Consider the following 26,998-nt stretch of genomic DNA (forward strand, 5'->3'; position numbering starts at 1 on the left):
TTTATAAATACCTATTATTTTCTATGATATAAGCCGCCTCATAAGATATTTTAGCTTCATATACTATTTAAACTTCAAGTTCAGAAGTGGAGGGCTTAAGGTGGAGGTGTAAAATGGCCAGAGTTGGAAAAGTGACTGTAGTGATCCCTGTGTACAATCGCGCATTACTTCTTTCAAAGGCTGTGGATAGCGTGCTGGCGCAATCTTATAAGGATTGGAATCTCGTCATTGTTGATGATGCATCGACGGATCATTCCCTCGAAATTTGCTCTAACTATTTAGGAGATAGCCGAATAAGAGTCCTGCAAATGCCAGAGAATTCTGGTACAGGTAAATGTTTAAATTACGCACTGTCCTTTATCGATACTCCGTATTTCGTCATTCTGGATTCAGATGATTGGCTAGAGCCAACGACGCTGGATGTGCTTCTAAAAAAGATGGAGGAGGAGCCCAGCACCACATCATTGGTTTATGGCAATACAAAGATTTGGAAAGAAGATCAAAACGGTTTGCATTTTAGGAGTATTAGAAAATATCGCTCCTTCCAAGATAAGTATGATTTCATCATGTACCCGCATATTCCCTACCCCCGTTTTTTTCGGACAGAAACGGTCAGGGAAGTCCGCGGGTTTGAGAGTGACATTCCTTATGAAGGGCGTTACGGTGAAGACCGTTACCTTTTGCTGAAGTTAATTGCGGTTAGCCGCTTTTCTTGGATTGACGAGGACCTCTATAACCTACGAATTCATTCGACTAATATTACTAAAACGGATCAAAAAAAATTTGCGACGGTTAGAGAATACTTGTATTCAAAAATGCTACAAGAGTGGGGAGGAAAGTATCGACCTATCTTTGAGATGAGAAAGGATGGGTGGTTAGTTTTAAGAGAATTACAGCCTGTTGATTCTCTGTCGCAATAAAGAAAAAGAGAGGTGATATGCTTGAGCAAAGCGTTATTTACGGTTGTTATTCCTACTTTTAATAGACGAAATACGATTAGTAAAGCAATTGAAAGTGTCCTAGACCAAAGCTATAAGAATTGGGAATTACTGATTATCGATGATGCCTCAACAGATGATACGTTAAAAGTGATTGAGTCTTTTTTAACGGAAAAAAGAATTCGTTATGTTAGACTCCAAGAAAATGTAGGCATTTCAAAGGTAATGAATAAAGCATTAGAGCTTGTGAGTACACCCTATTTCGTACAGCTAGACTCGGATGATTGGTTTGAAAGTAAGGCATTGAGTGAGTTTCATAAGGCTATCCAAAAAGCTCCGAAAGAAACCGCCTTATTTTATGGAAATATAAAGATGGTAGCGGATCGAGATGGCAAACTCGAGGTCAAACGTTATATTAAGCATCGTAGGTTTGAGGACAAATATGATTTTTTGCGATATCTAAAAAATATGCTTCAACCCAGGTGCTTCCGAACAGAAGCTGTAAGATCTGTCGGCGGTTGGGATACCAATGATCCGTTTGAAGGCAGGTTTATGGAAGACAGGCGGATATGCTTAAAATTAATTGAGAGCTATCCAATTTATTGGATAAATAAACATTTAGGTAACAGAAGAAAGCACGGTAACCAGCTTACACAAAAGGACTCTATTGAGAAACGAAATCTTCTAAGAAAACTCGTTATTGAACACTATTTAGAGAAGTGGGGCAATGAGTATATTCCTATTTATACGATAGGAAAGTCTGGCTATTTGAAAATATCCCAATTGGTTAAAACTAGTGACAGCGCCCAGGGGGAAGAGTATGCGTAAAAAATGCATTATCTTCAATCTAAGTTTTAATGAGCTGAAGAAGAAGAATCGAAATAACGGTCAAGATCATGTTGCAAGACTAACTAAACCTTGGATCGATTATCGAATGTCCATCTTCATGAAGTATACCTGTAAAAGTTTTAAAGCCCAGACGAATCAGGATTTTATTGCTCTAATTAAATATGATCCTCAATCCGATAAGCACATACAAGAAAGTTTAAATCAATATGATAAGCTTCCAGCAAACATACAATTCATCAAGGCCGAAGAGTTTGATGATCATGTTGCTGAACATGCTATCGGCTCTGATTTTTTATATCTGGTGAGATTAGACTCCGATGATATGTACCATAGGACTTTTGTACAGCAATTACACGACGCTGTACCTAAAGAGAAAACGTTAGTCCTGATTTGTAGTAAAGGCTATAAATATGATTGTACGAATCAGCTTCTATCAATTGACCCTCGGAAGTCCCCGCCCTTCTATACCCTTATCTATAAAACAGAGGAGTATCTTAAGGGGGTGAGATATTTATTAAAAGGCGGCCATCCAGGTGCCATCAAGCTTCCACATGAGTATATGCCCAAGCAGAACTATGTATATATCATACACAACCGAAATATTAGAGGGACATTTAATCAAGATAAGGTGATAGAGGATAATCCGGAAAAAATAAAAAGGCTGCTGAAAAGATTTACAAAAAAGCAGAAGGCAAAACAAGATCATACGATTTTTTAGGAGGTTAACCATGAATGTGGATTGGTTGATTGTCGGAGCGGGCTTCACGGGAGCTACTCTGTCCGAACGCCTTGCATCCCAATGTAATGCAAAGGTATTGTTAGTTGACAAGAGGGATCATATCGGAGGCAATTCTTATGATTGCTATAATGAGGACGGAATTTTGATTCATAAGTATGGCTCGCACACATTTCATACTAATTCTCAGATGGTATGGAATTATTTGTCCCAATTTACCGAGTGGCGTACTTATTTTCACCAGGTATTAACGGTGGTTGATGGCAAAAAGATTCCTGTACCGTTTAATTTGAATTCGCTCTATGCCCTTTTTCCACCTAGATATGCCGAAAAATTGGAGGAGCTGCTCATTCAGCATTTTGGTTTTGGTGTCAAGGTACCCATTCTGAAGCTTCGGGAAACAGCTAGCGGAGATTTAAGTTTTTTAGCGGAATATGTATACAAAAAAGTATACTACGAATATACGTTAAAGCATTGGCAATTAAATCCTCAAGAATTAGATCGTTCGGTAACTGCTCGGGTACCTGTATATATTAGTAGGGATAATCGTTATTTTCAGGATACTTACCAGGGCATGCCTAAACATGGTTATGCTGTACTATTTAGCCGAATGCTCCGTCACCCTAATATTAAGCTCTTATTAAATACGGACTATCGTGAGCTTTTGGGAAGCATCAGGTTCAAGCGCATGATATATACTGGACCGATTGACGAGTTTTTTCAGTACAAACATGGTACTCTTCCTTATCGCAGTCTTCGTTTTGATTTTGAAACGATTAATCAAGAGTATTATCAAGAAGTAGGCACCATTAACTATCCTCATGAGTATGACTTTACCCGTATATTGGAACAAAAACATCTGACAGGACAAAAAGCCTCTCATACTACCATCTCCCATGTGTTTCCACAATCCTATGACCCTAAAGTAAATGACCCTTACTATCCTATCCCTCGTGAAGACAATAGGAAAATTTACAGTTTGTATTTACAAGAAGCGGATCAAATTAAAGATAAAGTCTTATTTGCAGGCCGGTTGGCAGACTACAAGTATTATAACATGGACCAGGCGGTTGCACGGGCCTTGACACTGTTTAAGGAAATAGCTTCAAAGAATATATAATATCGGAGGTGAATGTATGATTTGTTATGCTCTCCTTGCACATGAAGATGAAAAGGGGTTGCTTCAACAAGTACGGAATATTAAGAAATACAACAGGGATGATGTGTTTATTGTTTTGTATAACGGAGGGCACAATAGGAAATTTGGGAAAAAAGTAGCAAAGAAAGAAAAGATACAGATATGTCCATATAGCAGACCATTTGAACCGAAGGGTACAGGTAGGATGTTTTATGATGTAGCCAGATGGCTTGAAGAAACGAAAGTTAAATATGATTATTTAGTTTATTTTGAATCCGACATGATGTTTGTCAATCATGGGTTTGAAGATACTCTTGATGAATTACTTAAAGACCATGACTGTGTTTGGAAAATCGCCCGGACTATATCAGATCCTCATAAAACAAAGTGGGAGCCAGGTAAGATGATGCTCGAAGTAATAGAGCCTTGGGTAGATATCTTTCCAGGGGGCACTCTTACTAGAACTTTCAATCCTCTACAAACCTATCGTCGAAGCATGATTTCCAAGATGCTAAAAAAAATCCATCCGGACAGATTGGAGGAATTTTTTTCAAAGGTAAAAATCAGGTGCATGGGGGAAATGCTTTATCCTTCTCTTGCAGCTGCATGTGGGGCAAAAATTCGGACTTTCCCAGGGGCAACGAAAAAATTCCTGAGGTGGAGACCTCCCTTAACCGTAAAAGATATTAAACGAGCGAAAGAGAAAAACAATATCTTTGCAGTACATCCTGTAAAGGATAAGGAAGTACGGGAATGGATCTATAAAAACCTCTAAGGGAGGAAGGATAGTGGATTTGTCATATTTCCTAGATTCCGATGTACGGATAGAAAAAATTGAATGGGTGCGACTGCCGGGAGAACGGTGGAGAGAAATTGGCTGTAATGCTAGGAAGGGTTGGCATGGAAAAGTATATATCAATGAAGTGGCGCGCGTAACTATTGCGGGCATTACCGGATTCGGATGGTCACCGGTTAATCAATCCCAGGCAAGTCATTGGATTGGTACACCAATAAAAGACGTCTTTAGTGCAAACGGGAGAGTAAATGAACCATTTCGGTCTATGGAGTATCCTTTATTGGATTGGTTGGGGAAAATTACAAATACACCCGTTTATGCCTTGATTACAGATAACAGATCGAATAAAGTTCAAGTGCCTATTTACGAAACAACACTATACTTTGATGATCTTCATTTGTCTAACCAGCAGGAAGCCATAAAGTTTATGCAGAACAGAGCGATGGAAGGATGGGCCATAGGGCACCGTTCCTTTAAAATCAAAGTTGGCCGCGGAGCACGCCATATGCCTCTACTAGAAGGGGTCAACAGAGATATAGCTATTATCAATGGTATACGCGAAGCAGTAGGTTCAAGCGCTCATATTATGATAGACGCAAATAATAGCTATAATTTGAATATTACCAAGCAAGTCCTTTCCGAGACAGCCCATTCTAAGCTTACATTTATAGAGGAGCCTTTCTATGAGGATCCCGTTCTGTTAGAAGACTTGCAAGAATGGATGGACTTGTGTGGGATCGATGTCCTAGTAGCTGATGGTGAAGGGTTAACCGCTGCTCCTGCCCTTGTTGAGTGGGCAATGAAGGGTCTAATTGACGTTATTCAATATGATATCCGATTCTACGGTTTCAACAAGCTTTTGGAACTGGAAGATCGCTTGAAGGGAACGAATGTAAAACAAGCGCCTCACAATTATGGGGGCCCCTTTGGAAATTACGCGAGTGCTCATATCGCTCCCTACATGAAAAAATTCACATTTATTGAATGGGACGAAGTTAATATACCCGGAGTAGATACTTCAGCCTATCAGATTGATGAGGGTAGAGTGCTTGTCCCTAATCTTCCAGGTTTCGGATTAGAGCTGGATGACCGATACTTTCTAAAAAAAATACAGAGTGAAGGCTGGACAATAAGAATATGATTGTCTATGCCCTGCTCGCTCATGAAAATGAAGAGGCTCTTCTACGTCAGGTAAGAAACATCAAAAAATTTAATCGTAAAGACACACAAATTGTTTTATACAATGGTGGCTTCAATAAAGATTTTGGAAAAATTACAGAAAAGCTAGAAAATATTCACATCTGTCCTTATAGTCGGCCTTTTGAACCTTTGATGACCGGCCGCATGTTTTATGATGTAGCAAGATGGCTTAAAGAGAATAGGGTCAAATATAATTATCTTGTTTATACCGAGTACGACATGATGTTTGTTAATCATGGCTTTGAGGATCGGCTTGATGAATTACTGATGGGGTATGATTGTATATGGAAATTTACGAAAACTTATAAAGCTTATGATCAAAAAATATGGAAACCAGCAGAAAGACTACTGAAAGAGCAGGAAGCTTGGAAGGATATCCTCCCAGGAAATCAAATATACCGAACATCTAATCCTTTGCAGTGTTATAAGAGAAAAATAGTAAAAAAAATGCTAGCCAGAATTGACGAGGAAAGAATGGAGCAATTTTTTTCCTCAGTAAAAGTTAGAAATTTGGGTGAGATGCTTTATCCTACACTAGCAGCAGTAAGCGGAGCAAAATTTAGGAGGTATCCAAAGCCTTTTCGAAAGTTTCTGAGATGGAAGCCGTCTCTTACGATTAAAGAGGTTAAGAAGGCTAAGAAGCATGGAGATATCTATGTGGTTCACCCGGTTAAAGATGAAGAGGTACAGGATTGGCTTTACAGCCATTAGCCAAATCGATTTAAAGGGAGAGACAAAATGCTCATTTGTAGTATTACTACGAATAACCACATTCCCAGGGCAAAAGTAATGGCAAGATCTATCAAGGAGCATATGCCTGATGCGAAAATGATTTTATGCGTGGTGGAAAAGAAGCTAGATCCTTCCTTATGGGAGTTTTCTCATTTTGATCATTTAGTATTGGCCAAGGATTTGGGAATAAATGATTTTGAAACTTTTATATTCAAATATAACCGATTTGAAGCTGCTAATTCATTAAAAGCTAAACTTTTAAAATATTGTCTTAAAAAGTTCCGCGGGAAGCCTATTTTATATTTAGATACAGATATTCGTTTATACGGACCGCTTACTGAAATCCAAGGATTATTGAAAAAATATGACATCTTATTTACACCACATATAGTAAGACCAATTGGAAAAGCATCGCATATACCCAAATTCGAGCTGCCTATTCTACGAACAGGAATATTTAATGCAGGCTTTATGGCGCTAAAACGGTCAAAGGAGTCTCGTCGTTTTCTTGACTGGTGGGATATGAGGCTGGATCAATACTGTTATAAAGCCTTGGCCGAAGGTCTCTTTTTTGACCAGAAATGGCTGAACTTAGCTCTTTACTATTTCAATGTCGGTGCGATTACACATCCCGGTTATAATGTTGCTTATTGGAATACCACGAATAGGAAGGTTTCATTAAAAAAAGATAGCTGGCTAGTTGATGGTGAACCATTAAAATTTTTCCATTTTTCAGGTGCTGAAACCGGGAGATTAAAAAGTATGGTAAAAAAATATGCAGTTGATCGGTCAAGCGTGAAATGTCTCCTAAACTTAAGGGATAGCTATATTAGTGAATTAAGAGAAATGGGACAAAAGGAACAAAAGAAGGCAGACTGGAGCTATGATTATTTTTCAAGCGGGGAATTGATTCAGGACGAATCACGAATTGCGTATAGGGTGGGCTACGAGAACTTTAACCAAAATTTTAAGAATCCATTTAATCAATCAAATGCTACTTTTATTGAAAAAAATGCATAGGGGATAGTTTAATATTTGTGAAAGGGAAGGAGGAGAGTATGGGAGGGAAAAATAGATTCATCATTTCATGTTTAGGAGAAAATACAGAAGTTTACCATGAGCGGATTCTAGCGTTAATCAGAACCCTCAAGCATTTTGGAGGAACTATGGCTAAGCAGAAAACCATTGTTTATTTTAATGGGGCCAAGGATCCGAAGGTGGAACAAGAGTTAATCAAATTAGGCGTTACGGTTCAGATTAGCAAGCCGTTTGATGTAAGGTCCCCTCATTCAAATAAGGTGAGAATGCTTGAAATCGATGAGGAGCGTGATTATGATGTCTTATTGATACTTGATTGTGATCTTGTAATTGCGCAAGATTTCGTGGATCAAATTTTGAACGATAGAATCCAGGCTGCTCCTGTATATATTGATTTTCTAACCAACAGTCAGTGGCGGCACATTTTCTCTGTATTTGACCTGCGTTTTCCAAAGAAGAAAATGGAAACTTTCTTAGGGGAGAAAACCGTTCCCTACTATAATTCCGGGGTTATAGCCATACCTAGAAAATATGTTAGGCCTTTAAGAGAATTATGGAAAAAATATATTAAGCTTCTACTTGATCAATTCGAGGGAAAACTTAACGACATAGCAGAAAAAAGTTACTTTACAGATCAAATTGCTTTAACTCTTGCCCTCCAAGAAGGGAAGTTTCCCTTCACCCCTTTTCCTCTGGAAATGAATTTTCAAATTAACCAGAGTGTCCACGAAAAATTTTCCCCCGATCTTCGAAAGCCTTATATAATACATTACCATAAAAAATTAATAAACAATAAAATTAGAAAAACTGGGTACAAAAACCCTGACAGGTTTATTCGGAAATTAAATCGGTTCCTAAGAAGGGGGTAACCGCAATAAATAATATGAAAAGACAGGGTTGTACTCATGAACAACCGTAAGAGTTTTCTGAGTAAAAGTGAAACAGAGTCTATAAAGCTATGGACAAAACAAATAGAAGAGTCTCCGGAGGAATCCCTAAAATCAAGGGATTGGTCGATATTAAAGTTAAATTATAAAATTGCAGGTACTGGCAAGAATCGAATTGTTTACGATTTAGACAATGGTCTGGTGCTAAAGGTTTCGATCTCATTAAGGGGAATTAAGCACAACTTCGTAGAGTATGATTTGTATAATACGGTGTCTTCTTGCCTGAAAGACCATCTTGCTGCGATAGTTGACCATGGCTACGGTTGGAATATTATGGAGAAGTTAGATGTGGAAGTACCTAGATCGAAGAAAAATAAGAAGAAGGTGCTAAGAATATATCAGAATTTTATTGAAGAGGGGATCAGACCTCGTGATATCTTAAGCAAAAACAAGAAAAATGCTAGATGGAAAAATCTTGGGATGGATCAGGCGGGGAAAATTAAAGTTTTAGATTATGGAGATTTTTTAAGATGGGAATGAATAAATTGGATGGGTAAAAGGATCTATTATTTAAGTAATCCCTTTGCTACCTTGCAATAAGGAGCCATTCCTGTAATGAAGTAGCAACCAACGAAGAAGATTTAAAAGGCTTAGACCACCTTAAGAAAAGAGCTGATAATAATGGTGTTGATTTGGTTTAGGTAAGAAGTTTCCTCCGAACTAAGCGAGAGACTTCTTTCTTTTATTGTAAGACAGTAATTAGATTATGCTATGAATTAAAAATTTGGGTTTTATAGTATGGAAAATTGGGTTTTTCTAACATTCAAAATCATCATATTAAACATAAACTACAAGAGAAACTAAAAGCAGTTATTATCAGAGAAAAGAAAGGAATGGAGGTAATGAATAGGAAACCCTTATGCTTTCCTAAATTTATTCAGCCTAAAATCTCTATTATTCTAACGAAGGGAAGCACTTTTAAAAGGATGTATTATTGTATCAAATCTATAATACAAAAGACATGTGACATCTCATACGAAGTAGTTCTTATAAATGAAGGGCCACTCTCAGAAAAACTACGGAAATACTTTCCAAATATAAAAATAGTAGAAATTCCTACAAAACAGGGATTCCTAACCCTTTTAAATTACGTCGCAGGAAGTGCTTTAGGGGACTATGTTGTATTTCTTGCGAGTGACTCAAAAGTAAAAGAAAACTGGTTAGGACATCTATTTGAAACGATGGAAAGAGACAAACAAATCGGTGTAATTGGACCAAAATTACTGGACCCTAACGGGAAAATTTGGGCTTCGGGTGGAGTTGTTTGGAAAAACGGAAAGAAGACACTGTATGGAAAAGGGGATGATAAACGAAATTACCAATACAATTACCTAAAGGAAGTAGATTATTTACCTTCTGTGTGCATCATGATGAGAGCTTCTATTTTGAAACATCTTAGAGGGGGGGATTCAAGATTTACTTCTCCTGCGTATGAAGATATGGATCTTGCATTCAGATGTAGGCAGCTCGGATATAAAGTGGTATATGAGCCAACCTCAGAAGTTATCTTCTATCCAAGTGACAAGGACTCCATTTCTAGACGAGGAAAAAGAGTTATTCGTAAAAGGAACAGAACTGAGTTTGTTAACAAGTGGCGCCATATTTTATACAGTGAGAACTTTAAAAAGGGAAAGGATGTTTTTTGGGCGCGAGATCGCAGTCGAAATAAAAAAACAGTTGTTGTGATTGATGAAAATGGGCCCAAATTTGATAAGCAGACCGTTGCGAGAAGTACCTTTCATTACTTGAATTTGTTTATTTCCATGGGCATGAATGTAATTTTTATTGGTGATAATCATTGGGTGAATCAGGTGAATTATTGCAGGCAAGAACCCTATACTACCACTTTGGAAAAGCTGGGTATACAAGTCCTCTATGGTGAGTGGAATGAAAGTAATTTAATTTCCTGGATAAAAAAGCATTCTAGATATATAGATTATGTTTACTTGTGTAGGCCGCATATCGCAAAAAAATATTTGAATCAATTTAAAAAATATACAAGCGCAAAGATCATTTACAATAATTGTGACCTCCATTACTTAAGGGAGTTTCGTAATTATCAAGTAACAAAGAATCCATTTCTATTAAAGCAAGCAGACAAATGGAAGGGAATTGAATTTGAGATTATCGAGAAGAGTGACGTCATTCACGTAGTAAGTTCTTTCGAGCAGGAGCTGCTAGAACGGTATTTTCCCAAAAAACCAATAAGGCATATTCCGGTTTTTATTTATGATAAACAACATACTTCACGGGAATGCAGTACCTTTGACAATAGGTCACATATAATGTTCATTGGACAGTTTGCACATAAACCGAATGCCGACGCAGTTGAATGGTTTTGCCAATCAATATTACCGCTTGTTACAAAGCATGCCCCTGGGATAAAAATATATATTATCGGAGCTAATCTAACAAGTAATATTAAAAAATTAGCTTCGGAAAATGTAATAATAGAAGGTCAAGTATCGGATAGCAAGCTCGAAGAGTTCTATAAGAAGTGTAAACTTGTAGTTGCACCTTTACGTTTTGGCGCAGGTGTAAAGGGAAAAGTTATAGAGGCAATGTATAATGGAGTGCCAGTAATTACTACCTCTATCGGTGCAGAGGGTCTTCCGGAGATTGAGGAATTTTTACCGATTGCTAATTGTGAAGAAAACTTTGCCAGCTATATATTAGACGTTTATTACTCAAGGGATAAATGGGAATATATTACAAATAAATCATATGAATACATTCAAAGGTTCTTCTCTAAGGACTATGCACGCCAACAAATCGAAAAAGACATAAGGATAAGCCAATGACAAGGAATGATGTTAAGTGAAGCTTATACTATTATCTGGGGGGTCAGGAAAAAGGCTGTGGCCCCTATCAAACGAAGCTAGACCGAAACAGTTTCTAAAACTTCTGAAGGGTCCAGATAACCAATGGGAATCAATGATTCAAAGGATTTGGAGGCAAGTAGCATCAGTCGGTTTGGAAAACTCGTGTTATATTACTACAAACCAATCCCAAATTGAGATATTAAATAACCAACTAACCCCTCAACCACATCTTCCCTTAATAGTTGAACCTCAAAGTCGGGATACATTCCCGGCAATAGCTCTAGCAGCTACCTATCTTTACTCCAAGGCAAAAGTTGATTTAAGCGAGGTAGTTTGTGTATTTCCAGTAGATGCCTATGTAGACGATTCCTTTTTAAAAAGGATAAAAGATCTAGAGAGATTAGTTCAAGAGTCACAAGCAAGTGCAGCTCTAATGGGAGTAAGCCCATATTACGCTTCAGAAAAATATGGCTATATTGTGCCAATAGATGTTTTGAAGGGGAATTCAAGAGAATATTGTCTTGTTGATAAATTTGTTGAGAAACCATCCGTAGAGGATGCGAAGGCACTCATTGAAAAAAAAGCTCTTTGGAATTGTGGAGTTGTTGCGTTCAAACTTGGCATGCTCATCTCATTGTTGGAAGAAAAAGGATTACCGATTCACTATGAGGAGATGTTAAGTAATTTTGGTAGTTTATCTAAGGTAAGCCTTGATTACGAAATATTGGAAAGAACCAAGAACCTTGTAGTAATTCCGTACAATGGCAACTGGAGAGACATGGGAACTTGGGATGCTATTGCCGAGCAGATTAACACTCCTATTATTGGTAGGGGGATTTTAAGCACTGATTCACTTAATACGCAACTAATTAATGAGTTAAATATTCCTATTATCATATTAGGCTTATCAAATACGATTGTAGCTTCAAGTCCAGATGGAATCCTTGTAGCAGATAAATCAGCAAGCTCAAAAATTAAGGATTATCTTAACACTGGTGTATCAGTGAGACCAATGTATGAAGAAAGGAGATGGGGATGGTACCATGTCTTGGATCACATTAAATATTCTGAGGGAAATGAAGTTCTAGTTAAAAGGTTATTCATTAAGAAAGGTGAAAACATTAGCTACCAGTTTCATAAGAAAAGATCTGAAGTTTGGACGATAATCTCGGGGCTTGGCATGCTGGCTTTAAATGACAAGATAAAAAACGTAAGTTCCCATGACGTCATAGAAATCGCTACAGGATCAAAACACGCAATAAAAGCTATTACTGATCTTGAAATAATAGAGGTACAAAAAGGTACACAGCTAGTAGAAGATGATATCGAAAGGATTTACAAGGAGTGGGGAGAGATCGAAAAGAAATGTACTGTGGAAGATTCGAAAGATAAAGGATAAAAATAGGGGGTGAAAAGTAAAAATGAACGTTGGTACTATATCAACAATTAACTATTTGCCCCAAGCGATTTTAATGGCTAAATCGGTAAGGAAACACATGCCAGAATGCAGGATTGTACTCTGTTTACTGGAAAGAGAAAAGCCAAAGTCATTTGAAGGATTAAGTTATTTCGATACAATCATACTAGCTAGGGAATTAGGGTTTGATAACTTTGATCACTATATTTTTAAATATAGTAACGCTCCAGCTAGTTTTTCACTTAAAGGAAAATTATTACTTCATTTGATAGATAAATATCCAGCTGATAAGACTTATATTTATCTTGACTCCGATATACAAATCTTCTCGAGGTTTGAAGAAGTCTTTTCTGAATTAAATGAGTATCCCATTGTACTTACACCTCATTTATTACAGTCCCCTGAAAAAGAAGTGCACATGTGGAGGGAAACAGGCATTCTTCAAACGGGGATGTTCAATGCAGGCTTTTTGGCTGTTCGAAGATGTTTAGAGGCAAGACAATTCCTTCGCTGGTGGGATTACAGGTTGGAAAATTACTGCTATTCTGACATTAAAAACGGAATCTGCTTTGATCAAAGATGGTTAGACTTAGTTCCAGGCTTATTTAATACCTCGATATTAAAGCATCCCGGTTATAATGCTGCTTGGTGGAACTTATCAGAGAGAAGAATCCAAATGGGTAATGACGGGGGATATCATATTCTAGGCAAACCTTTACGTTTTTTCCACTTTTCTGGATTGAACAAGAGATTAGATCAAATGATCAGGGTATGGTATCGAGAAAAGAGTGATATTGATACTTTTCTAGAACTTAAAGGACAATATCTTAGACAATTAAAAGACTTGGAAAAAAAGTTTATTAAAACACCGTGGAGTTATGGATATTTTGAAAGTGGGGAGATAATAAAAGACCGATCAAGAAAGATTTATCGAAAGAATGAAAAGCTTTATTTAAAAAAATTTGGAAATCCTTTTAGATTGGAAAATAGCATTTTTTCAAAAAAGATCGTGAAAAAGTTAAAATCCAAAAAGTCTTAGAAGAGGAGGTTGCATGTATGACATCAGGGGGATCAAATCCAACTGTATCCATTATCATTCCTCTAGACTGTGTATCGGTAACCGCCGATAAATGTATACGCTCGATAATTCGCAATACAAGGAAAATTTCTTTTGAGATTATTCTTGCGGGTGACGAGAAAATAATAATGAAACATAGCAATATTGACCCAAAAGGAAGAATAGTTAATACGATAACTGAAGAGAAATCTTATACTAAAATATGTAACAAAGGGCTATACAATAGAAATGGCAAGTACTTTGTTATTCTTGACCCCAAAATCAAGGTAAAACGGGGATGGCTAAAACATATGATCAATTTAATGGATCATGATCCTACCATTGCAATGGTTGGCCCCAAGATTTTATATCAGGATGGAAAGTTACGTGAGGCTGGGGGAATCGTTTGGCGTGATGGAACTCATGAGCCCTATGGACAATATGATGATCCTAGAAAATCTAAATATAATTATGTAAAGGAAACTGACTTTATTTCCGCCAAGTGTTTAATGATCAGAAAAGATGTGTGGAACTGGTTAAAAGGATTTGATACTAGGTTTGAAGCAGGAGGCTACGATGTAATTGATCTTGCTTTCCAAGTTAGGAGGCAGGGGTTCAAGGTTAAGTTTCAACCGAAATCAACTGTTGTTCTTGAGGGACATGATCTTTATCCGGTAGACGAAAATAAAGGTTTGTTTTACAACAAGTGGAAAGAAACTCTTGAGAAAGAACAATTTCCAAAAAATCAACATCATTTTTGGGCTAGGGACAGAAGTGGAAGGAAAAAAACTATATTAATGCTGTATATGGATGGTCCAGATTTTGATAAATCAACAGCATCAAGAATGGCTTTTCATTATCTAACGCTGTTTGTCAAGATGGATCTGAATGTGATTTATGCAGGTGAGGCATTCAAAAGGCGGGAACCTTACACCTCTATTCTTGAGAAGATGGGAGTAGAGGTCCTATGTGGTAACTCAGATGAAAAAAATATTAATGAATGGATCAAACGCAATGCAGAATACATTGATTATGCTTATCTCATTTTTCCATTCATAGCCCAAAAGCACATCAATGTATTACGTAATCATACGAAAGCTAAAATTATCTACAATGGCTGTGATCTGTTTTTCTTGCGAGAACAACGAAATTATGAGTTATTGAAAGATCCAAAAATGCTGGAATCAGCAAGTAAGTGGAAGTCTATGGAGATGAAGCTAATTAGAGAAGCAGATGTAAATCATACTTTAAGTACGTACGAAAAAAAAATAGTAAGAAAGCTATTCCCTGAAAAAAAAGTAAGAATTGTACCAGTGTTTATCTATGATAAGAACCAAGATGATTCTCAAATTAAGTCATATATGAAAAGAGAGGGTCTTCTTTTTGTCGGGACATTCAAACATAAACCAAACGTGGATGGGATATTATGGTTTGTCAAAAATGTATTTCCATATATATTAAGAAAAGTTTCAGATATTAAATTCTTCATTGTAGGGTCCAATCCCCCAAAAGAGATTAAATCCCTAGAATCGGAAAACATAATAGTTACGGGTCACGTTTCAGATCAAAGATTAGAGTCTTTCTATAAGAATTGTAGAGTAGTGGTAGCACCGTTACGATTTGGAGCTGGTGTTAAAGGGAAGATTGTGGAAGCAATGCGTTATCAGGTTCCTGTAGTGACAACAAGAATCGGAGCGGAAGGGTTTAGAAAAATTGAAAACTTTATTAAAGTTGCCCTAAATGAAAAGGAGTTTGCGATAGATGTTATAAAATTATATAAACAGAAAAAACTTTGGGTTAAAGCTTCTATGAGAACCAATAGGTATATTAATAAATATTTTTCGGTAAATGCTGCAAAGAAACAGATGAGAAAGGATATTAAGGCATGAACGCGAGAAGTTAGATAGGGTATGTAAAGGAGGTATAAAGCTTTGAATTGTATCCCACAGCATTTTAGGGACCGGACAATATGCATTGTTGGTTTAGGATACGTAGGCTTAACTCTAGCAGTAGCTATGGCTAATAAAGGGTTTAATATAATAGGTGTTGAAATATCTTCGATAATAAGAGATCGTCTACTCCAAAAAAAAACGATTATGTTTGAGAAGGATCTTGATGATCATTTAAAACGCCATTTGTGCTCAGGAAGAATAAGAGTTTACGAAAAGATTCCTAAGATTCCAGAAATATCTGTTTACATTATTAGTGTTGGTACACCATTAGGAATAAATAAGCAAATTGAGTTAAGTGCATTAGGTAAGGTTTGCGAACAGATTCGTGATGTAATTAAGAACGGTGATTTAGTAATTTTGAGATCTACTGTAAAAGTAGGAACAACTCGCAAGTTTGTGAAACCTATTTTCGAGGGAACAGGGGTTTCCTTTGAACTAGCATTTTGCCCTGAACGAACTGTTGAGGGTAAGGCTTTAATAGAATTAAATTCATTACCGCAAGTTGTTTCAGGTCTGACTGATTCAGCATGTTTAAGGGTTGCGGAGTTGTTTGGCTTCTTAACTCCAACAGTGGTTAAGGTTGCAAATGTAGAAACGGCTGAATTGGTAAAATTGGTTAATAACACACAACGAGATGTTCTGTTCGCATTTGCAAATGAGGTGGCTATGATGTGTGAAGTACTTGGGGTAAATGTAACCGAGGTCGTTCATGCAGCTGTTACCCACTATCCACGTGGTATACTGCCATTACCTGGTCTAGTCGGGGGTCCGTGCTTAGAAAAGGACCCGTATATTCTTGCGGAGAGTCTTAAACAATACGGATATCAACCTCAATTAACTTTGACTGCACGTAAATGGAATGAGGATTTGCCAATGCAGACAGTAAAGAAAATAAAAACTGAATTTGATATGATTATAGAGCAAGATCTACTAGCAGCGCCAGTGATCTCAATTTTAGGATTAGCGTTTAAAGGGAATCCCGAAACCGATGACTTACGGGGGACAATGGCCATCCCGCTTATTGCCGCACTTAAGGAATCTTTTCCTGGGAGTTATATTCAAGGCTATGATCCTATTGTAGATGGAAAAAAGATCAGTGCGCTAGGAATTAAGCCGATTCAAACACTTGAGGAAGCATTTTCTGGGTCCAATATTGTAATTATTCAAAATAACAATCCCTTATTTCAAAAAATGCCGATACACTTGCTAGCAAAATCAATGAGCAAACCTTCGTTAATCTATGACTATTGGAACTTATTTTCTTCAAGTAATGAGTTACTTCAAGGTATAAAGTATATTGCACTGGGAAACCACCAAAATTAATGGGAATATCAGGGGTGAGAACAGATGACCGTTTCGTTGGTAACAGGGGCTGCGGGCTTTATTGGATATCATCTTGCCAAGCATTTAAGTGAGGATCCAACTGCAACAGTAATCTGTGTAGATAACTTCATAAGAGGAGAAAGGGATAATCTCTATGAGGACTTAACAGGCCGCCCTAATGTGATTGAATATTCAATAGATTTGACGAAGCCCGATCAGCTAGTAAAATTGCCTGATAATATCGAATTGATTTATCATTTAGCAGCTTTGAATGGTACACAAAACTTTTACGAGAGACCGTATGAGGTAATGAAATGCTCCACCTTACCGATATTTTATTTGCTGGACCGGTATCGGGATTCGCCAAGCTTAAAAAGGTTTATCTATGCTAGCACATCCGAAGTTTACGCGAGTACTGTGAGAAAGTTTAAATGGGTTATTCCAACTACGGAAAATGTGCCGCTATCCATAGAAGATCCTTGTAACCCCCGATGGTCATACGGTGCATCGAAGCTTCATGGTGAGGTTTTAATTAATAGTGCACACCAGTCCTTCAACATCCCTTACTCTATTATTAGATACCACAATATTTATGGACCGCGAATGGGTGATAAGCATGTTATTCCCGACTTCGCGATACGAATAAAGAAAGGGATCTTTGAATTATACGGCCATAGCGATACTAGATCTTTTCTTTATATTGACGATGCGGTAAAGGCGACAGTGTTATGTGCACATTTGGAAGATACAAAAAATGAAATCATAAATATTGGAGGAAGTTTGGAGATATCGATTCTTGATTTGGCAAAGAAGATGATGGAGATAAGTGGATTATCTGGGGATATGAAACTCTATCCTTCTCCTAATGGTAGTGTTAGTCGAAGGGTTCCATCCGTAGAAAAACTTGAAAAACTCGTTGGATTTAAAGAGTCTGTTTCTCTTGAAGAAGGTTTGAAGAGAACCTTGGACTATTACTTGAAGTAAGATATATAAAACCACTCATATTCCTCGATTGTGTCACCTCCTCCCTCTTAAACACCCAAATACTAAAATACACGAATCACTCAAGAACAAAAGCCGTTGCCCTTAGATGTTTTGATTAATAGGATAGTAGCACAATGGTTTAAGGGGATGAGAAGATTGAAGCCAAGTTCGAATCGAAGAAAGAACAACTCCAGAGAAAAGCAAAGCTTCCGGGAAGAGATTCGCACTTTAAACTCCTTACTCTTTTATCTAAGAGGTAACAGGTCGGTATTTGATCAAACAAGGGCCAAAGTGCAAAAGGGTATAAGAAGATTAGATTATGCTCTTGTTAGGATGCCGAAGCATCAAACTGATAAATCCCATTCATACGTTTCCGTAAAAATTGGGGAAAGAAAAGTCCTGTTAAACAAGAGTGCCTTAGTCAGAAGAAAGAGAATGAGCTTGTCAGGGGCAAACAGCGCTTATGATCGTAGAAGAATAGATAGGCTAATAAGGAATCTCCGAGTATTAGATTCCAATCTTAATCAGGTATTACGTCATGTAGATTACGAGTCAAGATCCAGGCTTCTGAAGATGATGAGATCAATCAGGGAAGAACATCTTAATAACTGGGGTTCAGCAAGAGGGAACTCATCTAAGAACAAAGAGGTTAAAAAGGATAAGCCAGCGAAAAAGAGAAAGGCAAAAGAGACAGTAAAAGCTAAACAAAAAAAATCGAAACAACTTGCGAGTAAGGATAAAACAAGTCTGAGTGGTACCAAACAGGCCGCTGAAACGAAGGACAGTAAAATAGAGAAAAAGTCAAACAAAAAGGATCAGTCAAAGCGTCTAAAGAAAAAAGGAAAGGCAAATAAAAGTGCAAGTAAAAAGCGGAAGAAAAGACCTAGCGTTTCAAGTCCTCAACAAAAGAATAGAACAAAAACAAAAAATTCGAATTCAAGACGCCAGCCTCGTGTAAACGCAGAATTCTTCGAGAGCACGACTAGAGATTTTCCTGAACAACGAGTAGATGATCTCCTTCAGAGCGATCAGAATCAAGATTCTCTGTTCCAAGACCCTAGATATATTGATACGATCACAATAAAGTAAAAAACCGCCATCCCCAGGCGGTTTTCATTTTACTGCTTGATAAACATCTGCGTAAACATATTCCCGTAAGCCCCGCCTGACACAATCCCAATCCCAATATAGTTATACTCATTGCTTAGGATATTGGCCCGATGCCCAGGAGAGTTCATCAACGAGGTATGCGCGCCATCGACACTTTGGTTCCCCGCAATGTTTTCACCTGCGGTTTGGAAGCCGATGCCTGCGTTGCGGATCATGTCAAACGGAGAGCCATGGGTTGGCGATTGATGTGAAAAATAGTTTCCGTTGATCATATCCTGCGATTTTACGCGGGCCAGGCGGGTTAACTCCGTATGTGCTCTTAACGGGCTTAAACCGTTGGCTTGGCGCGCTTGATTCACCAGATTAAGCATCTGCTGTTCCTGTGCAGACAATCCTGCAGCGGGTGCTGGAGTCGCAGGAGCTGCGGGAGCCGGAGTTGGCGCAGGTGCTGGAGCAGGCGTCGGAGCAGGTGCCGGCTGCCATGGCGCAGTTTGAGAACCGTCAGTTGGCCAAGTGATAACGTGCCATTGGGCATTAGGCCATTGTTGATTGGTTGGGCCAGCCTGAGCTCCAGGCGACTGAGCATGTTGCGCCTTGGCGGTATTTCTGCCAGGTTGGGCCGTTTGTCCCTTCATCGTTTTGCCGCCGTCCACGTTCTGGACATTCACGGGCGGATTTTCCGCTGGCAAGGCGCCTTGGGTGCCGGCACCGCAGCCGGATAGAGCGAGACTGAAGAGTAGAGTGGGAACCAGAAAATGTTTTAGACTATTCATGTATAACACCTCCTGTTTCTAGGGTGTCATGAATAAGTCTGCTTCATTCAGGTCCGCAGGCTTACTTGCAAAGTCCTTGGCGGTGAGCATAGATGGCGATTTGAGTCCGGTCTTCGACTCCTAGCTTGCTTAGGATATTGCTGACATGAGTTTTGACGGTTTTAATGCCGATGAATAATTCTTCGGCAATTTCCTGATTGGATTTTCCATCCCCGATCAGTCCTAGCACTTCAAGCTCTCGAGAAGTCAGTTGTTCATGCGGTAAGCTCTTGCTCTCACCTTGTCGGAAGCGGTTCATGATTTTTCCCGCCACCTGGGATTCGAGCACAGGCAAGCCTTGGTAAGCCTGGCGTATGGCTTGAACAATTTCGGGGGCTCTTGCTGTTTTTAGCAGATAGCTAAAGGCGCCGGCTTCTATCACCGGATAGACCTTTTCATCATCAATAAAACTGGTAAGCACAATGACTTTCCCCTCGGGGTACACGGAACGGATCTGCCGGGTCGCTTCGATTCCATCCATGCCATCCATCACGAGGTCCATAAGGATGACGTCAGGTTTGGCTTGTTGCGCTAGTTTCACTCCTTCGATGCCATTGCTGGCTTCGCCTACGACTTCAATATCCTCTTCGGTAGAGAGGTAGGCGGCTAAGCCCATCCGAACCATTTCGTGATCATCGACTAACAGTACTTTAATTGGATTACTCATGACTGGTGTTTCCTCCTCTGCCCATAATGATGGGAATGGTCACTTCAATCAGGGTACCTTGGCCAGGTGCAGAGGATATGTTGAGGACCCCTCCGATTTCAGCGACACGCTCTTGCATTAACGCCATCCCATATGAGGATGATTTTCGTTCATCTTTAATCGTAAAACCAATGCCATCATCTGTTATTTTGAATCGAAGCTTGTTCCCAATAACCACGAGCTTTACTTCCACGCGATGAGCCTTCGCATGGCGCAGGGTATTAGAGAGGGCTTCTTGAAGAATTCGGAACAGATGATCCTCCATTCCCTTAGGCAGGGAGGGGATTTCTTCTATCGACCATTGAAAGCTTATGGGGTGCTTGCCTTGCATTTCACGAAGCAGGTCCTCAATCCCTTGCTTTAATCCTTTGCCTTCAAGATGGGCAGGGCGTAAATGGAGCAGAAGGGCTCTCATCTCGGATTGAGCCGCGGCTGCCATTTCCTCTACGAGCTCAGCTTGTCCCTTGGCTTTTTCCGGATTTTGCAACAGGGTTCTTTTGAGAGCGGCCATGGTCATGGAGATGGCAAAGAGCTGCTGGCTGACCGCGTCATGTAATTCTCGGGCAAGCCGTTGACGTTCCTCCACGATGGCGGCTTGTTTGACTTGATCGTTTAATTCCGCATTATGGGCCGATAACCGTTGTAAGGAGGCGACTTGTTGCTGAAAACGCGTCGTCATATCGTTCAGCTGTCTACCCAATTGCCCAAGTTCATCTTCGCCTAAGTCGGGAATCCGGATGTCTAGATTTCCTCTTTCTAGCATCATCGCCGATTGTAGAAGAATTTCGATTCTCTTCTTTAACAAATTCCCGTAGATATAGCCAAAGCTAGCTCCTATAAGGACAGCGATAAGCCACATGGTTAGCATTTGCGTGACGATAAGAGAAGGTCCAGGGAAAGGGGGAATCGTAACTCCCCAAGATTCAAAAAGCCATTCCTGAAGACTTGATAGTTGGGCCAGCTGGTACCATAGAAAAAAGAAAAAGCTTCCGCCCAGGGTAACGGATCCCAAACATACCCAGGTTCCATGACGCATAAACTGCCATTGAATGTTTGACAACTTTCGTTTTGTCATCGTGTTTTCCTTATACATAGGTAACATTGACGTCTCCGACAAGCAGATGAACGATAAGGCGAACCCTCTGGTCTGCTTGTTGATAATTTGAAGTGGTTAGGGTTACGGTCCGATTTAATCCCCCTTGCTTATTGCCAAAAATATCAATATCTCCGATGTTCACACTCGCGATGAAGGAGATATCTAGCTCATAGGGTACGAAGATGTCGATATCGCCGATCCAGCCGCTAATCATGATGACAGTTTCCCCGTTATGGATAAGTGCCCTGGATAAATCGATTTTTACTTCTCCAATCCCATGCCATATATTCATATCTTTCAGTTCCCAGCGGTGTCCCGTTAAGAAGAGATTTCCGATTAAAGATTGCTTAGTTTCAGGGGAGCCCATGGTATAAGCTTGCTTCTCCTGGCCCCCGGACAACGGAGGGGGTGTCTCCATGGTTTCCTTAGGCGGAGTAGGAACGGAAGCAGAAGGGATGTCAATCTCCTTTTTCTTGGAGCGAATCAATTGGTAGCCCCAATACATGATGGCTAGGGCGAATATAAAGCCGATGAGATCTCCGGCTCGGATGGGGGTCCAGGCATCAATAAAAAATAAGGTTCCGAATAAGAACAAAATTCCTCCGATGATTCTTCGGCTTCGTTCAAGTAAGCGCAAGGCGAAATAGAGGATCAAGAACGGAAAGAGCTTCCCGGGATGGAAATGCATAATCCCTAAGGTGTGCAATAAAATGCCAATACCCGTAAAAATAACGACGATTCCTAAAAAGTATCTGGTTGTCTTGGATTGATGCATGAGAACGTGCACCTCCTTATGCGGGAGTATATTGGAAGGTTAAGCCATAGCATGATTTCCCAGCTATGGCCTTTGTTCAATATATCATAGTAGATAGTTATATTATAGTGCACTCTCTTTAAACTTTGTACTGTCCGAAGGAGGGAGTTACCTCCGCCTTGGGGCGGATGGAGCGTTATTTCTGGCTTCAATCCGACGGGTCAATAAGTTTATAGCGCGAGTCGCTATAACAAAGCCTCGGCCTTGCCGACGTTGAGCGGTATTCGGGAGTCTTCGAGCGGATTGGTCAAGAATTTGTTTGACTTGTCGTGGTGTGAGTTGAGGTGATTGGGAGAGAAGCAAGGCGCAGATTCCTGTTAAATGGGGGGTGGCCATAGAGGTGCCAGATAAAGTCTTGTAGTAGGGGGCTTCAGGCCAGGTGGATAAGATATCTACCCCTGGTTGTACATAGTTTAGTGTACTGCCATAGTTACTAAATGGGGCCACACGATTTTGCCGGTTGGTGGCACCTACGGTAAGAACCTCCGGATGCCTCGCGGGATAGTCCAGGCTTTCGTTTGCGTTACCTGCGGAGGCAATCATGAGAATGCCATTGGCCAGAGCAGTTCTGATGGCTTGGTGGAGCACTTGGCTGGAATCCCTGGACCCAAAGCTCATGTTGAGGATCCGTATATTGTTATCGATGGCCCAATCAATGGCTTGAGCAATATCGCTTAACGTGGCGCTTCCTTCGGAATCAAAAGCTTTGAGCGAATAAAGCCGAGCACGGGGACTTACTCCTACGACTCCCACTTGATTGTTCACTGCCGCAACCGTTCCTGCCACATGGGTGCCATGCCCGTTGGCATCAACAAAAGGACTCGATGCGTCGATGGTATTGACCCCCCCTTTAATATTAGGTTGTAGATCGGGATGCCTGGCATCAATACCGGTATCAATAATGCCTACATTAATGCCTATTCCTTGCACTCTGGGCCAGACTCTGGGTGCTTGCACTCGTGCAACACCCCAGGGTATCGTTTGCTCTTCTTCGTAGGCTTGATGGAGCTTATATTGGATGTTTTTTTCCACGATAAACCCCTGTTCCTCCCCTGAGTCTCCTTGGGTCGTCATCCGACTCTTGAGGGCGTCATAATCCTGTTGAAGTAGAGTGATGGAATTCCATTTTTGCCAAAGCTTCATTCGTTGCTTTAAGTAAACCGGAAGGTTGCTATAAAAATATAATAAATCCTTTTCTGTTTTATACATCACGCAAAGCTGATCTTGATTTCTCACACGCGTTCTCCCGCCCTCCGTTAATATTCTCCAATATTCTATGTTTGTGTGCAAAAATGGTTAAACCCCCAGGAAAAGCCTGGGGGTTAAAGTGAAAAATTAATCGCTCTGACGTTTTGAATAATCCTTTTATAAATTTTATCGTTAGGTAGCTGCTTAAATAATTGATGCCCGGGAGAGGTGTTTACTTCTAAAACCCAATAGCTTCCGTCTATGTCAATGGCAAAATCGATGCCAAGCTCCCGGAGTCCGGGATAACTTAGGGTTAACTGGTTAGCAATGATTAAGCTAAGCTGTTCAAGTTCATCTTTTAATTCTTTCATTTCGTCTACAGAAAGCTCAAGAGTTTTAGAGAGGGCCTCGCGGAAAGAGATCGCCTTTCCCCCCTGAGCCAGATTGGTTGTAATACTATTGGGTTCCCCGAGCTTGCCGACAATGCCAGCGTATACCCATTCCTTTTTAGGCTTCTGCAGGAGGACTCGAAAATCTATCGGTTTGTTTTCTAGGGAGATGAGATCTATGCCTTGCTGGATTAGATATTTGTGACCCGCAGTTTTGCGTTTTAGCCATTGTAAGATGGGGAAAATAGAAGAAACGGCTCTGGAGTCATTTCCCGATTTTATTATATACACTTCAACTTCTTCATCATAATCAATCCGAATAATGCCATTGCCCTTCATTCCATTTTCCGGCTTTAAATAAACCACCGAATGAATCAGCAGCATTTGAATTAAATTTTCTCTCGTAAGGCGCAGCGTATCGGGAATGTAGGGCCGAATGGCTTCATTTTCTAACAGAAGCTGTGTTTTTTTCCATTTGCTTGCTACGTATTGATATCTACGTTTAGGATACACAGATATCCTCTCCTAGAATGTATTAGATAATCTATCCTATGTACCTAGAGCGATTTTGGAATAGTTGGATGCCTATGTCTGGAAAACTATAAGGCGTGAGGTGAAGAAAATGGGCGATGGAATCAAAAAAATAGGGGTACTTTTTTTGCTGGCAGCAGCACTTGGAATTGTGATTTTAGGGCTTGGCCCTTTGAGGGATCGATTAACGGACTTAAATATGACCCTAATCGTCGATTGGTTAAGAAGTCTAGGATTAATTGCAGTTCTGATCGGAGGCGGCTTAATTATCCTCCAAGCGTTTTTGCCCATATTCCCATTTATTGGGCTGGTTACGGCTAATGTTCTTGTTTTCGGTTTGGTTGGGGGCTTCTTCATCAACTGGACCAGCTCGGTATTGGCTTCCATACTCATGTTTTATCTTGCTCGCTCAACCGGAAGGGAGTGGGCGGAGAAAAAATTAAGTCGTTATCCGAAATGGACTCGGATCAATGATTTTTTGCAGGCCAATGGCTTTAAGAGTATTTTAACTTTGAGACTGTTTCCGATTATCCCCCCCGTAGCTTTGAATCTTTTATCCGGCATTTCTAAAGTAGGAGCTCGATCTTACGTGGCTGCGACCTCACTAGGAAAAATTCCCGCGATTCTCTTGCAATCCATGATTGGTAATGACCTGCTGTCCTTCTCAGAAAACAAGACCAGAATTTTACTTTTAGCTGTTGGTTTTGGCTTGGTCCTGTTTATTGGCATGAAAGTTGTAAGGAAAAAAATGAAGCTCTCATGAAAATCGTGGACATGGGCTAAACTATCCCCAAGAAGAATAAGTAAGGAGAGAAAGCCATGATTCCTGTACCCTCTGAGATTCAAGGAAAAGAAGCAACCTTTGGCGAAATTCGTGAGCCTTTTATAGAGCATGGTTTTATTCTGGGTGGCAATTGGGAGTATGAGCATGGTTATTTTGACGCTGCATTAGAAAGAGACGGCGGTGAAACCATTTATTTGCGATTGCCGGTGGAGGTCATTGAAGGAGCGCTCGATGATTCTGGTGCCAGGTTGAAATTCCAGCAGCCATTTATCGTGCGGCACGTGGTTCACACCCAATTGGCGAGCGATTCCATTCCTCTTGTGGATCAGCTTCCGTTCCAGATGAATACGCTTGTGAATCAGTTTCAGACTCCGGAGGCCGTAGATGGAGAGATTCATCGTGTGGACCAAAGGGTGCAAGAAGCCCAGGCAGCTATTGCTAAGTTAATGCGATATGTTCGTTAATAAATCCCGGAGTCTTCTGGGGTTTTTCTGTGAATGAAGGGAGTCTTAGATCCATGTACCGCAAAGGAATGCAGCTCTTTTTCTTTCTATTGCTTTTTATGATGTCTCCATTGGTCCAAGCCGAAGGGAAGGAAGCTGACCAAGCGATTTTTATTGTGAAAGCATCTCCTTCTTCCTTATTCGAAAGCCGACTGCACGTTCAAAACCAGAAATTAGTGAAGGAGATCTTAAAAGGCAAAACCGTGCCTATGACCCGTGTTCCTGAGCTTCCTTATGCTTATTTGGAGCTTGTTCAAAAAGGCAAAAAGGAAGTTTTCATGGTCAGTTACTCGTTTAATCTGTTCCAGCTAGAGAAAAGGGAGAAGATCCTGCTTCCCCTCGATGTAAAATCCAAAATGCGTACGTACATTGAAACGCTTCGCCAGCATCACTTCGGACAGATGGTGACCTGGCGGGAAGCAGAGCGCATGCTGCCACGCAAAGGCTATGCGGAGGTCGTCGATGTGGAGACAGGGCTTCGGTTTCATGTTCAGCGCCGAGCTGGAAGCCAGCATGCCGATGTTCAGCCGTTAACGGCAGAAGACACGAAGATTATGAAAAAGATCTATAATGGCAAATGGAGCTGGAAAAGACGCGCGATCCTCGTGCGGACCGATGGGAAAATACTTGCTGGTTCCATGCATGGTATGCCCCACGGTGGGGGTGCAATTACCTGGAATGAGTTTCCCGGGCATTTCTGTATCCACTTTAAAGACAGCACTACCCATCGTCGCGATACTCCAGACCCAGGACATGATCTGATGATTAGCAAGGCATCAGGGGAACTTCATGATCGGATTGTTTACGGTTCTCCAGAAGAATTGGCTTCACTATTTATTACGGCCGTAAATGAACATGATACAAGCATCATTAGGCTCTTATTAAATCAAGCAGAGTCGGCAGAAGTGGAAAAGCTCTTGAGAAATCTTGAAGATATTGAGAGTGTCCGAATTCATTCGATTGAGAAAGCGAAAACCAAGGAACTGGATCTGCATGTAGAAGTTGTACCGATGATCGTAAACCTTGCAAGAAAAGGACAGAGGGAACAGAGAGTACCCCTTGTTTTTCTTTTCACACGAGGCTCCTTATGGGAAAGATGGAAATTAGAACTAGAGGGTATTTCGCTATAATTTAAT

General features: G+C 40.1%; 26 protein-coding genes. 20 read left to right on the top strand and 6 right to left on the bottom strand.

Features of this window, described 5'->3' with window-relative positions:
- The first annotated feature begins 113 nt into the window (after positions 1–113).
- From EIZ58_RS03085 to EIZ58_RS03165, 17 genes are all read left to right on the top strand, one after another.
- A complete protein-coding gene (locus tag EIZ58_RS03085) occupies positions 114–920 on the top strand; it encodes a glycosyltransferase family 2 protein (protein ID WP_134699051.1) in 807 nt (268 codons plus the stop codon).
- A 21-nt stretch (positions 921–941) separates the two neighbouring features.
- Positions 942–1,766: a glycosyltransferase family 2 protein gene (locus tag EIZ58_RS03090; RefSeq protein ID WP_134699052.1), complete on the top strand. Its 825-nt coding sequence runs from the start codon at positions 942–944 to the stop codon at positions 1,764–1,766.
- Positions 1,759–2,505, top strand: a complete 747-nt coding sequence (locus tag EIZ58_RS03095; RefSeq protein WP_134699053.1) for a glycosyltransferase — start codon at positions 1,759–1,761, stop codon at positions 2,503–2,505. Before EIZ58_RS03090 ends, EIZ58_RS03095 begins: the two co-directional genes overlap by 8 nt.
- Before the next feature lie 10 nt (positions 2,506–2,515).
- Positions 2,516–3,643 (top strand): UDP-galactopyranose mutase, encoded by a 1,128-nt coding sequence (gene glf / locus EIZ58_RS03100; RefSeq protein ID WP_134699054.1) that lies wholly within the window; start codon positions 2,516–2,518, stop codon positions 3,641–3,643.
- Between the two features lie 16 nt (positions 3,644–3,659).
- Positions 3,660–4,436, top strand: coding sequence for a hypothetical protein (locus EIZ58_RS03105; RefSeq protein ID WP_134699055.1), 777 nt, complete (start codon positions 3,660–3,662; stop codon positions 4,434–4,436).
- A 13-nt stretch (positions 4,437–4,449) separates the two neighbouring features.
- Complete coding sequence (locus tag EIZ58_RS03110) at positions 4,450–5,598, top strand: enolase C-terminal domain-like protein (RefSeq protein WP_240688922.1); 1,149 nt, start codon at positions 4,450–4,452, stop codon at positions 5,596–5,598.
- Positions 5,595–6,368: a hypothetical protein gene (locus EIZ58_RS03115; RefSeq protein WP_134699057.1), complete on the top strand. Its 774-nt coding sequence runs from the start codon at positions 5,595–5,597 to the stop codon at positions 6,366–6,368. The genes EIZ58_RS03110 and EIZ58_RS03115 overlap by 4 nt, the downstream gene beginning before the upstream one ends.
- Before the next feature lie 78 nt (positions 6,369–6,446).
- Positions 6,447–7,409 carry a hypothetical protein gene (locus tag EIZ58_RS03120; protein WP_167577458.1) on the top strand — a complete coding sequence of 321 codons (963 nt, stop codon included), beginning with the start codon at positions 6,447–6,449 and terminating at the stop codon, positions 7,407–7,409.
- A 38-nt stretch (positions 7,410–7,447) separates the two neighbouring features.
- A complete protein-coding gene (locus EIZ58_RS03125) occupies positions 7,448–8,296 on the top strand; it encodes a hypothetical protein (protein WP_134699059.1) in 849 nt (282 codons plus the stop codon).
- Between the two features lie 36 nt (positions 8,297–8,332).
- On the top strand, positions 8,333–8,854 hold the full coding sequence (locus EIZ58_RS03130; RefSeq protein WP_134699060.1) for a hypothetical protein: 522 nt from the start codon (positions 8,333–8,335) through the stop codon (positions 8,852–8,854).
- Positions 8,855–9,207: 353 nt separating this feature from the next.
- On the top strand, positions 9,208–11,175 hold the full coding sequence (locus EIZ58_RS03135; protein WP_134699061.1) for a glycosyltransferase: 1,968 nt from the start codon (positions 9,208–9,210) through the stop codon (positions 11,173–11,175).
- Between the two features lie 16 nt (positions 11,176–11,191).
- On the top strand, positions 11,192–12,595 hold the full coding sequence (locus EIZ58_RS03140; protein ID WP_134699062.1) for a sugar phosphate nucleotidyltransferase: 1,404 nt from the start codon (positions 11,192–11,194) through the stop codon (positions 12,593–12,595).
- Between the two features lie 22 nt (positions 12,596–12,617).
- Complete coding sequence (locus tag EIZ58_RS03145) at positions 12,618–13,652, top strand: glycosyltransferase (RefSeq protein ID WP_134699063.1); 1,035 nt, start codon at positions 12,618–12,620, stop codon at positions 13,650–13,652.
- Positions 13,653–13,669: 17 nt separating this feature from the next.
- A complete protein-coding gene (locus tag EIZ58_RS03150) occupies positions 13,670–15,559 on the top strand; it encodes a glycosyltransferase (RefSeq protein ID WP_134699064.1) in 1,890 nt (629 codons plus the stop codon).
- Between the two features lie 42 nt (positions 15,560–15,601).
- Positions 15,602–16,945, top strand: coding sequence for a nucleotide sugar dehydrogenase (locus EIZ58_RS03155; protein WP_134699065.1), 1,344 nt, complete (start codon positions 15,602–15,604; stop codon positions 16,943–16,945).
- A gap of 24 nt (positions 16,946–16,969) precedes the next feature.
- Positions 16,970–17,929: an NAD-dependent epimerase/dehydratase family protein gene (locus EIZ58_RS03160; protein ID WP_134699066.1), complete on the top strand. Its 960-nt coding sequence runs from the start codon at positions 16,970–16,972 to the stop codon at positions 17,927–17,929.
- A 333-nt stretch (positions 17,930–18,262) separates the two neighbouring features.
- Positions 18,263–19,018: a hypothetical protein gene (locus EIZ58_RS03165; RefSeq protein ID WP_167577459.1), complete on the top strand. Its 756-nt coding sequence runs from the start codon at positions 18,263–18,265 to the stop codon at positions 19,016–19,018.
- 29 nt (positions 19,019–19,047) lie between these two features.
- Here EIZ58_RS03165 and EIZ58_RS03170 read toward each other — a convergent pair whose 3' ends face one another.
- The 6 genes from EIZ58_RS03170 to EIZ58_RS03195 all read right to left on the bottom strand — a co-directional run bounded on the left by EIZ58_RS03170 (position 19,048) and on the right by EIZ58_RS03195 (position 24,557).
- Positions 19,048–19,812, bottom strand: coding sequence for a CAP domain-containing protein (locus EIZ58_RS03170; RefSeq protein WP_134699068.1), 765 nt, complete (start codon positions 19,810–19,812; stop codon positions 19,048–19,050).
- Between the two features lie 61 nt (positions 19,813–19,873).
- Positions 19,874–20,518, bottom strand: a complete 645-nt coding sequence (locus EIZ58_RS03175) for a response regulator (protein ID WP_134699069.1) — start codon at positions 20,516–20,518, stop codon at positions 19,874–19,876.
- Positions 20,511–21,632, bottom strand: a complete 1,122-nt coding sequence (locus tag EIZ58_RS03180; protein ID WP_134699070.1) for a HAMP domain-containing sensor histidine kinase — start codon at positions 21,630–21,632, stop codon at positions 20,511–20,513. Before EIZ58_RS03180 ends, EIZ58_RS03175 begins: the two co-directional genes overlap by 8 nt.
- Before the next feature lie 10 nt (positions 21,633–21,642).
- A complete protein-coding gene (gene liaF / locus EIZ58_RS03185; RefSeq protein WP_134699071.1) occupies positions 21,643–22,428 on the bottom strand; it encodes a cell wall-active antibiotics response protein LiaF in 786 nt (261 codons plus the stop codon).
- A gap of 147 nt (positions 22,429–22,575) precedes the next feature.
- Positions 22,576–23,703, bottom strand: coding sequence for a S8 family peptidase (locus tag EIZ58_RS03190; protein WP_134699072.1), 1,128 nt, complete (start codon positions 23,701–23,703; stop codon positions 22,576–22,578).
- A gap of 86 nt (positions 23,704–23,789) precedes the next feature.
- A complete protein-coding gene (locus EIZ58_RS03195; protein WP_167577460.1) occupies positions 23,790–24,557 on the bottom strand; it encodes a YheC/YheD family protein in 768 nt (255 codons plus the stop codon).
- 109 nt (positions 24,558–24,666) lie between these two features.
- On the opposite strand from EIZ58_RS03195, the gene EIZ58_RS03200 reads away from it, so the two are divergent.
- Genes EIZ58_RS03200 through EIZ58_RS03210 form a run of 3 tightly spaced genes read left to right on the top strand, consistent with a single transcriptional unit; the run spans position 24,667 to position 26,992 of the window.
- A complete protein-coding gene (locus tag EIZ58_RS03200) occupies positions 24,667–25,338 on the top strand; it encodes a TVP38/TMEM64 family protein (protein ID WP_134699074.1) in 672 nt (223 codons plus the stop codon).
- Positions 25,339–25,394: 56 nt separating this feature from the next.
- Entirely contained in the window at positions 25,395–25,823 is a 429-nt protein-coding gene (locus tag EIZ58_RS03205; RefSeq protein WP_134699075.1) for a YugN family protein, read from the top strand.
- 53 nt (positions 25,824–25,876) lie between these two features.
- Positions 25,877–26,992, top strand: coding sequence for a hypothetical protein (locus EIZ58_RS03210; RefSeq protein WP_134699076.1), 1,116 nt, complete (start codon positions 25,877–25,879; stop codon positions 26,990–26,992).
- Positions 26,993–26,998 lie beyond the last annotated feature (6 nt).

The sequence above is a fragment of the Ammoniphilus sp. YIM 78166 genome, from assembly GCF_004522215.1.
In the GTDB taxonomy this organism is placed as follows: domain Bacteria; phylum Bacillota; class Bacilli; order Aneurinibacillales; family RAOX-1; genus YIM-78166.

Coding starts and splice junctions, on each gene's coding strand:
- EIZ58_RS03205 (WP_134699075.1), top strand. CDS start 25,395: ATGATTCCTGTACCCTCTGAGATTCAAGGAAAAGAAGCAACCTTTGGC.
- EIZ58_RS03200 (WP_134699074.1), top strand. CDS start 24,667: ATGGGCGATGGAATCAAAAAAATAGGGGTACTTTTTTTGCTGGCAGCA.
- EIZ58_RS03150 (WP_134699064.1), top strand. CDS start 13,670: ATGACATCAGGGGGATCAAATCCAACTGTATCCATTATCATTCCTCTA.
- EIZ58_RS03095 (WP_134699053.1), top strand. CDS start 1,759: ATGCGTAAAAAATGCATTATCTTCAATCTAAGTTTTAATGAGCTGAAG.
- EIZ58_RS03165 (WP_167577459.1), top strand. CDS start 18,263: ATGCCGAAGCATCAAACTGATAAATCCCATTCATACGTTTCCGTAAAA.
- EIZ58_RS03085 (WP_134699051.1), top strand. CDS start 114: ATGGCCAGAGTTGGAAAAGTGACTGTAGTGATCCCTGTGTACAATCGC.
- EIZ58_RS03120 (WP_167577458.1), top strand. CDS start 6,447: ATGGCAAGATCTATCAAGGAGCATATGCCTGATGCGAAAATGATTTTA.
- EIZ58_RS03175 (WP_134699069.1), bottom strand. CDS start 20,518: ATGAGTAATCCAATTAAAGTACTGTTAGTCGATGATCACGAAATGGTT.
- EIZ58_RS03135 (WP_134699061.1), top strand. CDS start 9,208: ATGGAGGTAATGAATAGGAAACCCTTATGCTTTCCTAAATTTATTCAG.
- EIZ58_RS03160 (WP_134699066.1), top strand. CDS start 16,970: ATGACCGTTTCGTTGGTAACAGGGGCTGCGGGCTTTATTGGATATCAT.
- EIZ58_RS03125 (WP_134699059.1), top strand. CDS start 7,448: ATGGGAGGGAAAAATAGATTCATCATTTCATGTTTAGGAGAAAATACA.
- glf (WP_134699054.1), top strand. CDS start 2,516: ATGAATGTGGATTGGTTGATTGTCGGAGCGGGCTTCACGGGAGCTACT.
- EIZ58_RS03170 (WP_134699068.1), bottom strand. CDS start 19,812: ATGAATAGTCTAAAACATTTTCTGGTTCCCACTCTACTCTTCAGTCTC.
- EIZ58_RS03130 (WP_134699060.1), top strand. CDS start 8,333: ATGAACAACCGTAAGAGTTTTCTGAGTAAAAGTGAAACAGAGTCTATA.
- EIZ58_RS03180 (WP_134699070.1), bottom strand. CDS start 21,632: ATGACAAAACGAAAGTTGTCAAACATTCAATGGCAGTTTATGCGTCAT.
- EIZ58_RS03105 (WP_134699055.1), top strand. CDS start 3,660: ATGATTTGTTATGCTCTCCTTGCACATGAAGATGAAAAGGGGTTGCTT.
- EIZ58_RS03115 (WP_134699057.1), top strand. CDS start 5,595: ATGATTGTCTATGCCCTGCTCGCTCATGAAAATGAAGAGGCTCTTCTA.
- EIZ58_RS03145 (WP_134699063.1), top strand. CDS start 12,618: ATGAACGTTGGTACTATATCAACAATTAACTATTTGCCCCAAGCGATT.
- liaF (WP_134699071.1), bottom strand. CDS start 22,428: ATGCATCAATCCAAGACAACCAGATACTTTTTAGGAATCGTCGTTATT.
- EIZ58_RS03210 (WP_134699076.1), top strand. CDS start 25,877: ATGTACCGCAAAGGAATGCAGCTCTTTTTCTTTCTATTGCTTTTTATG.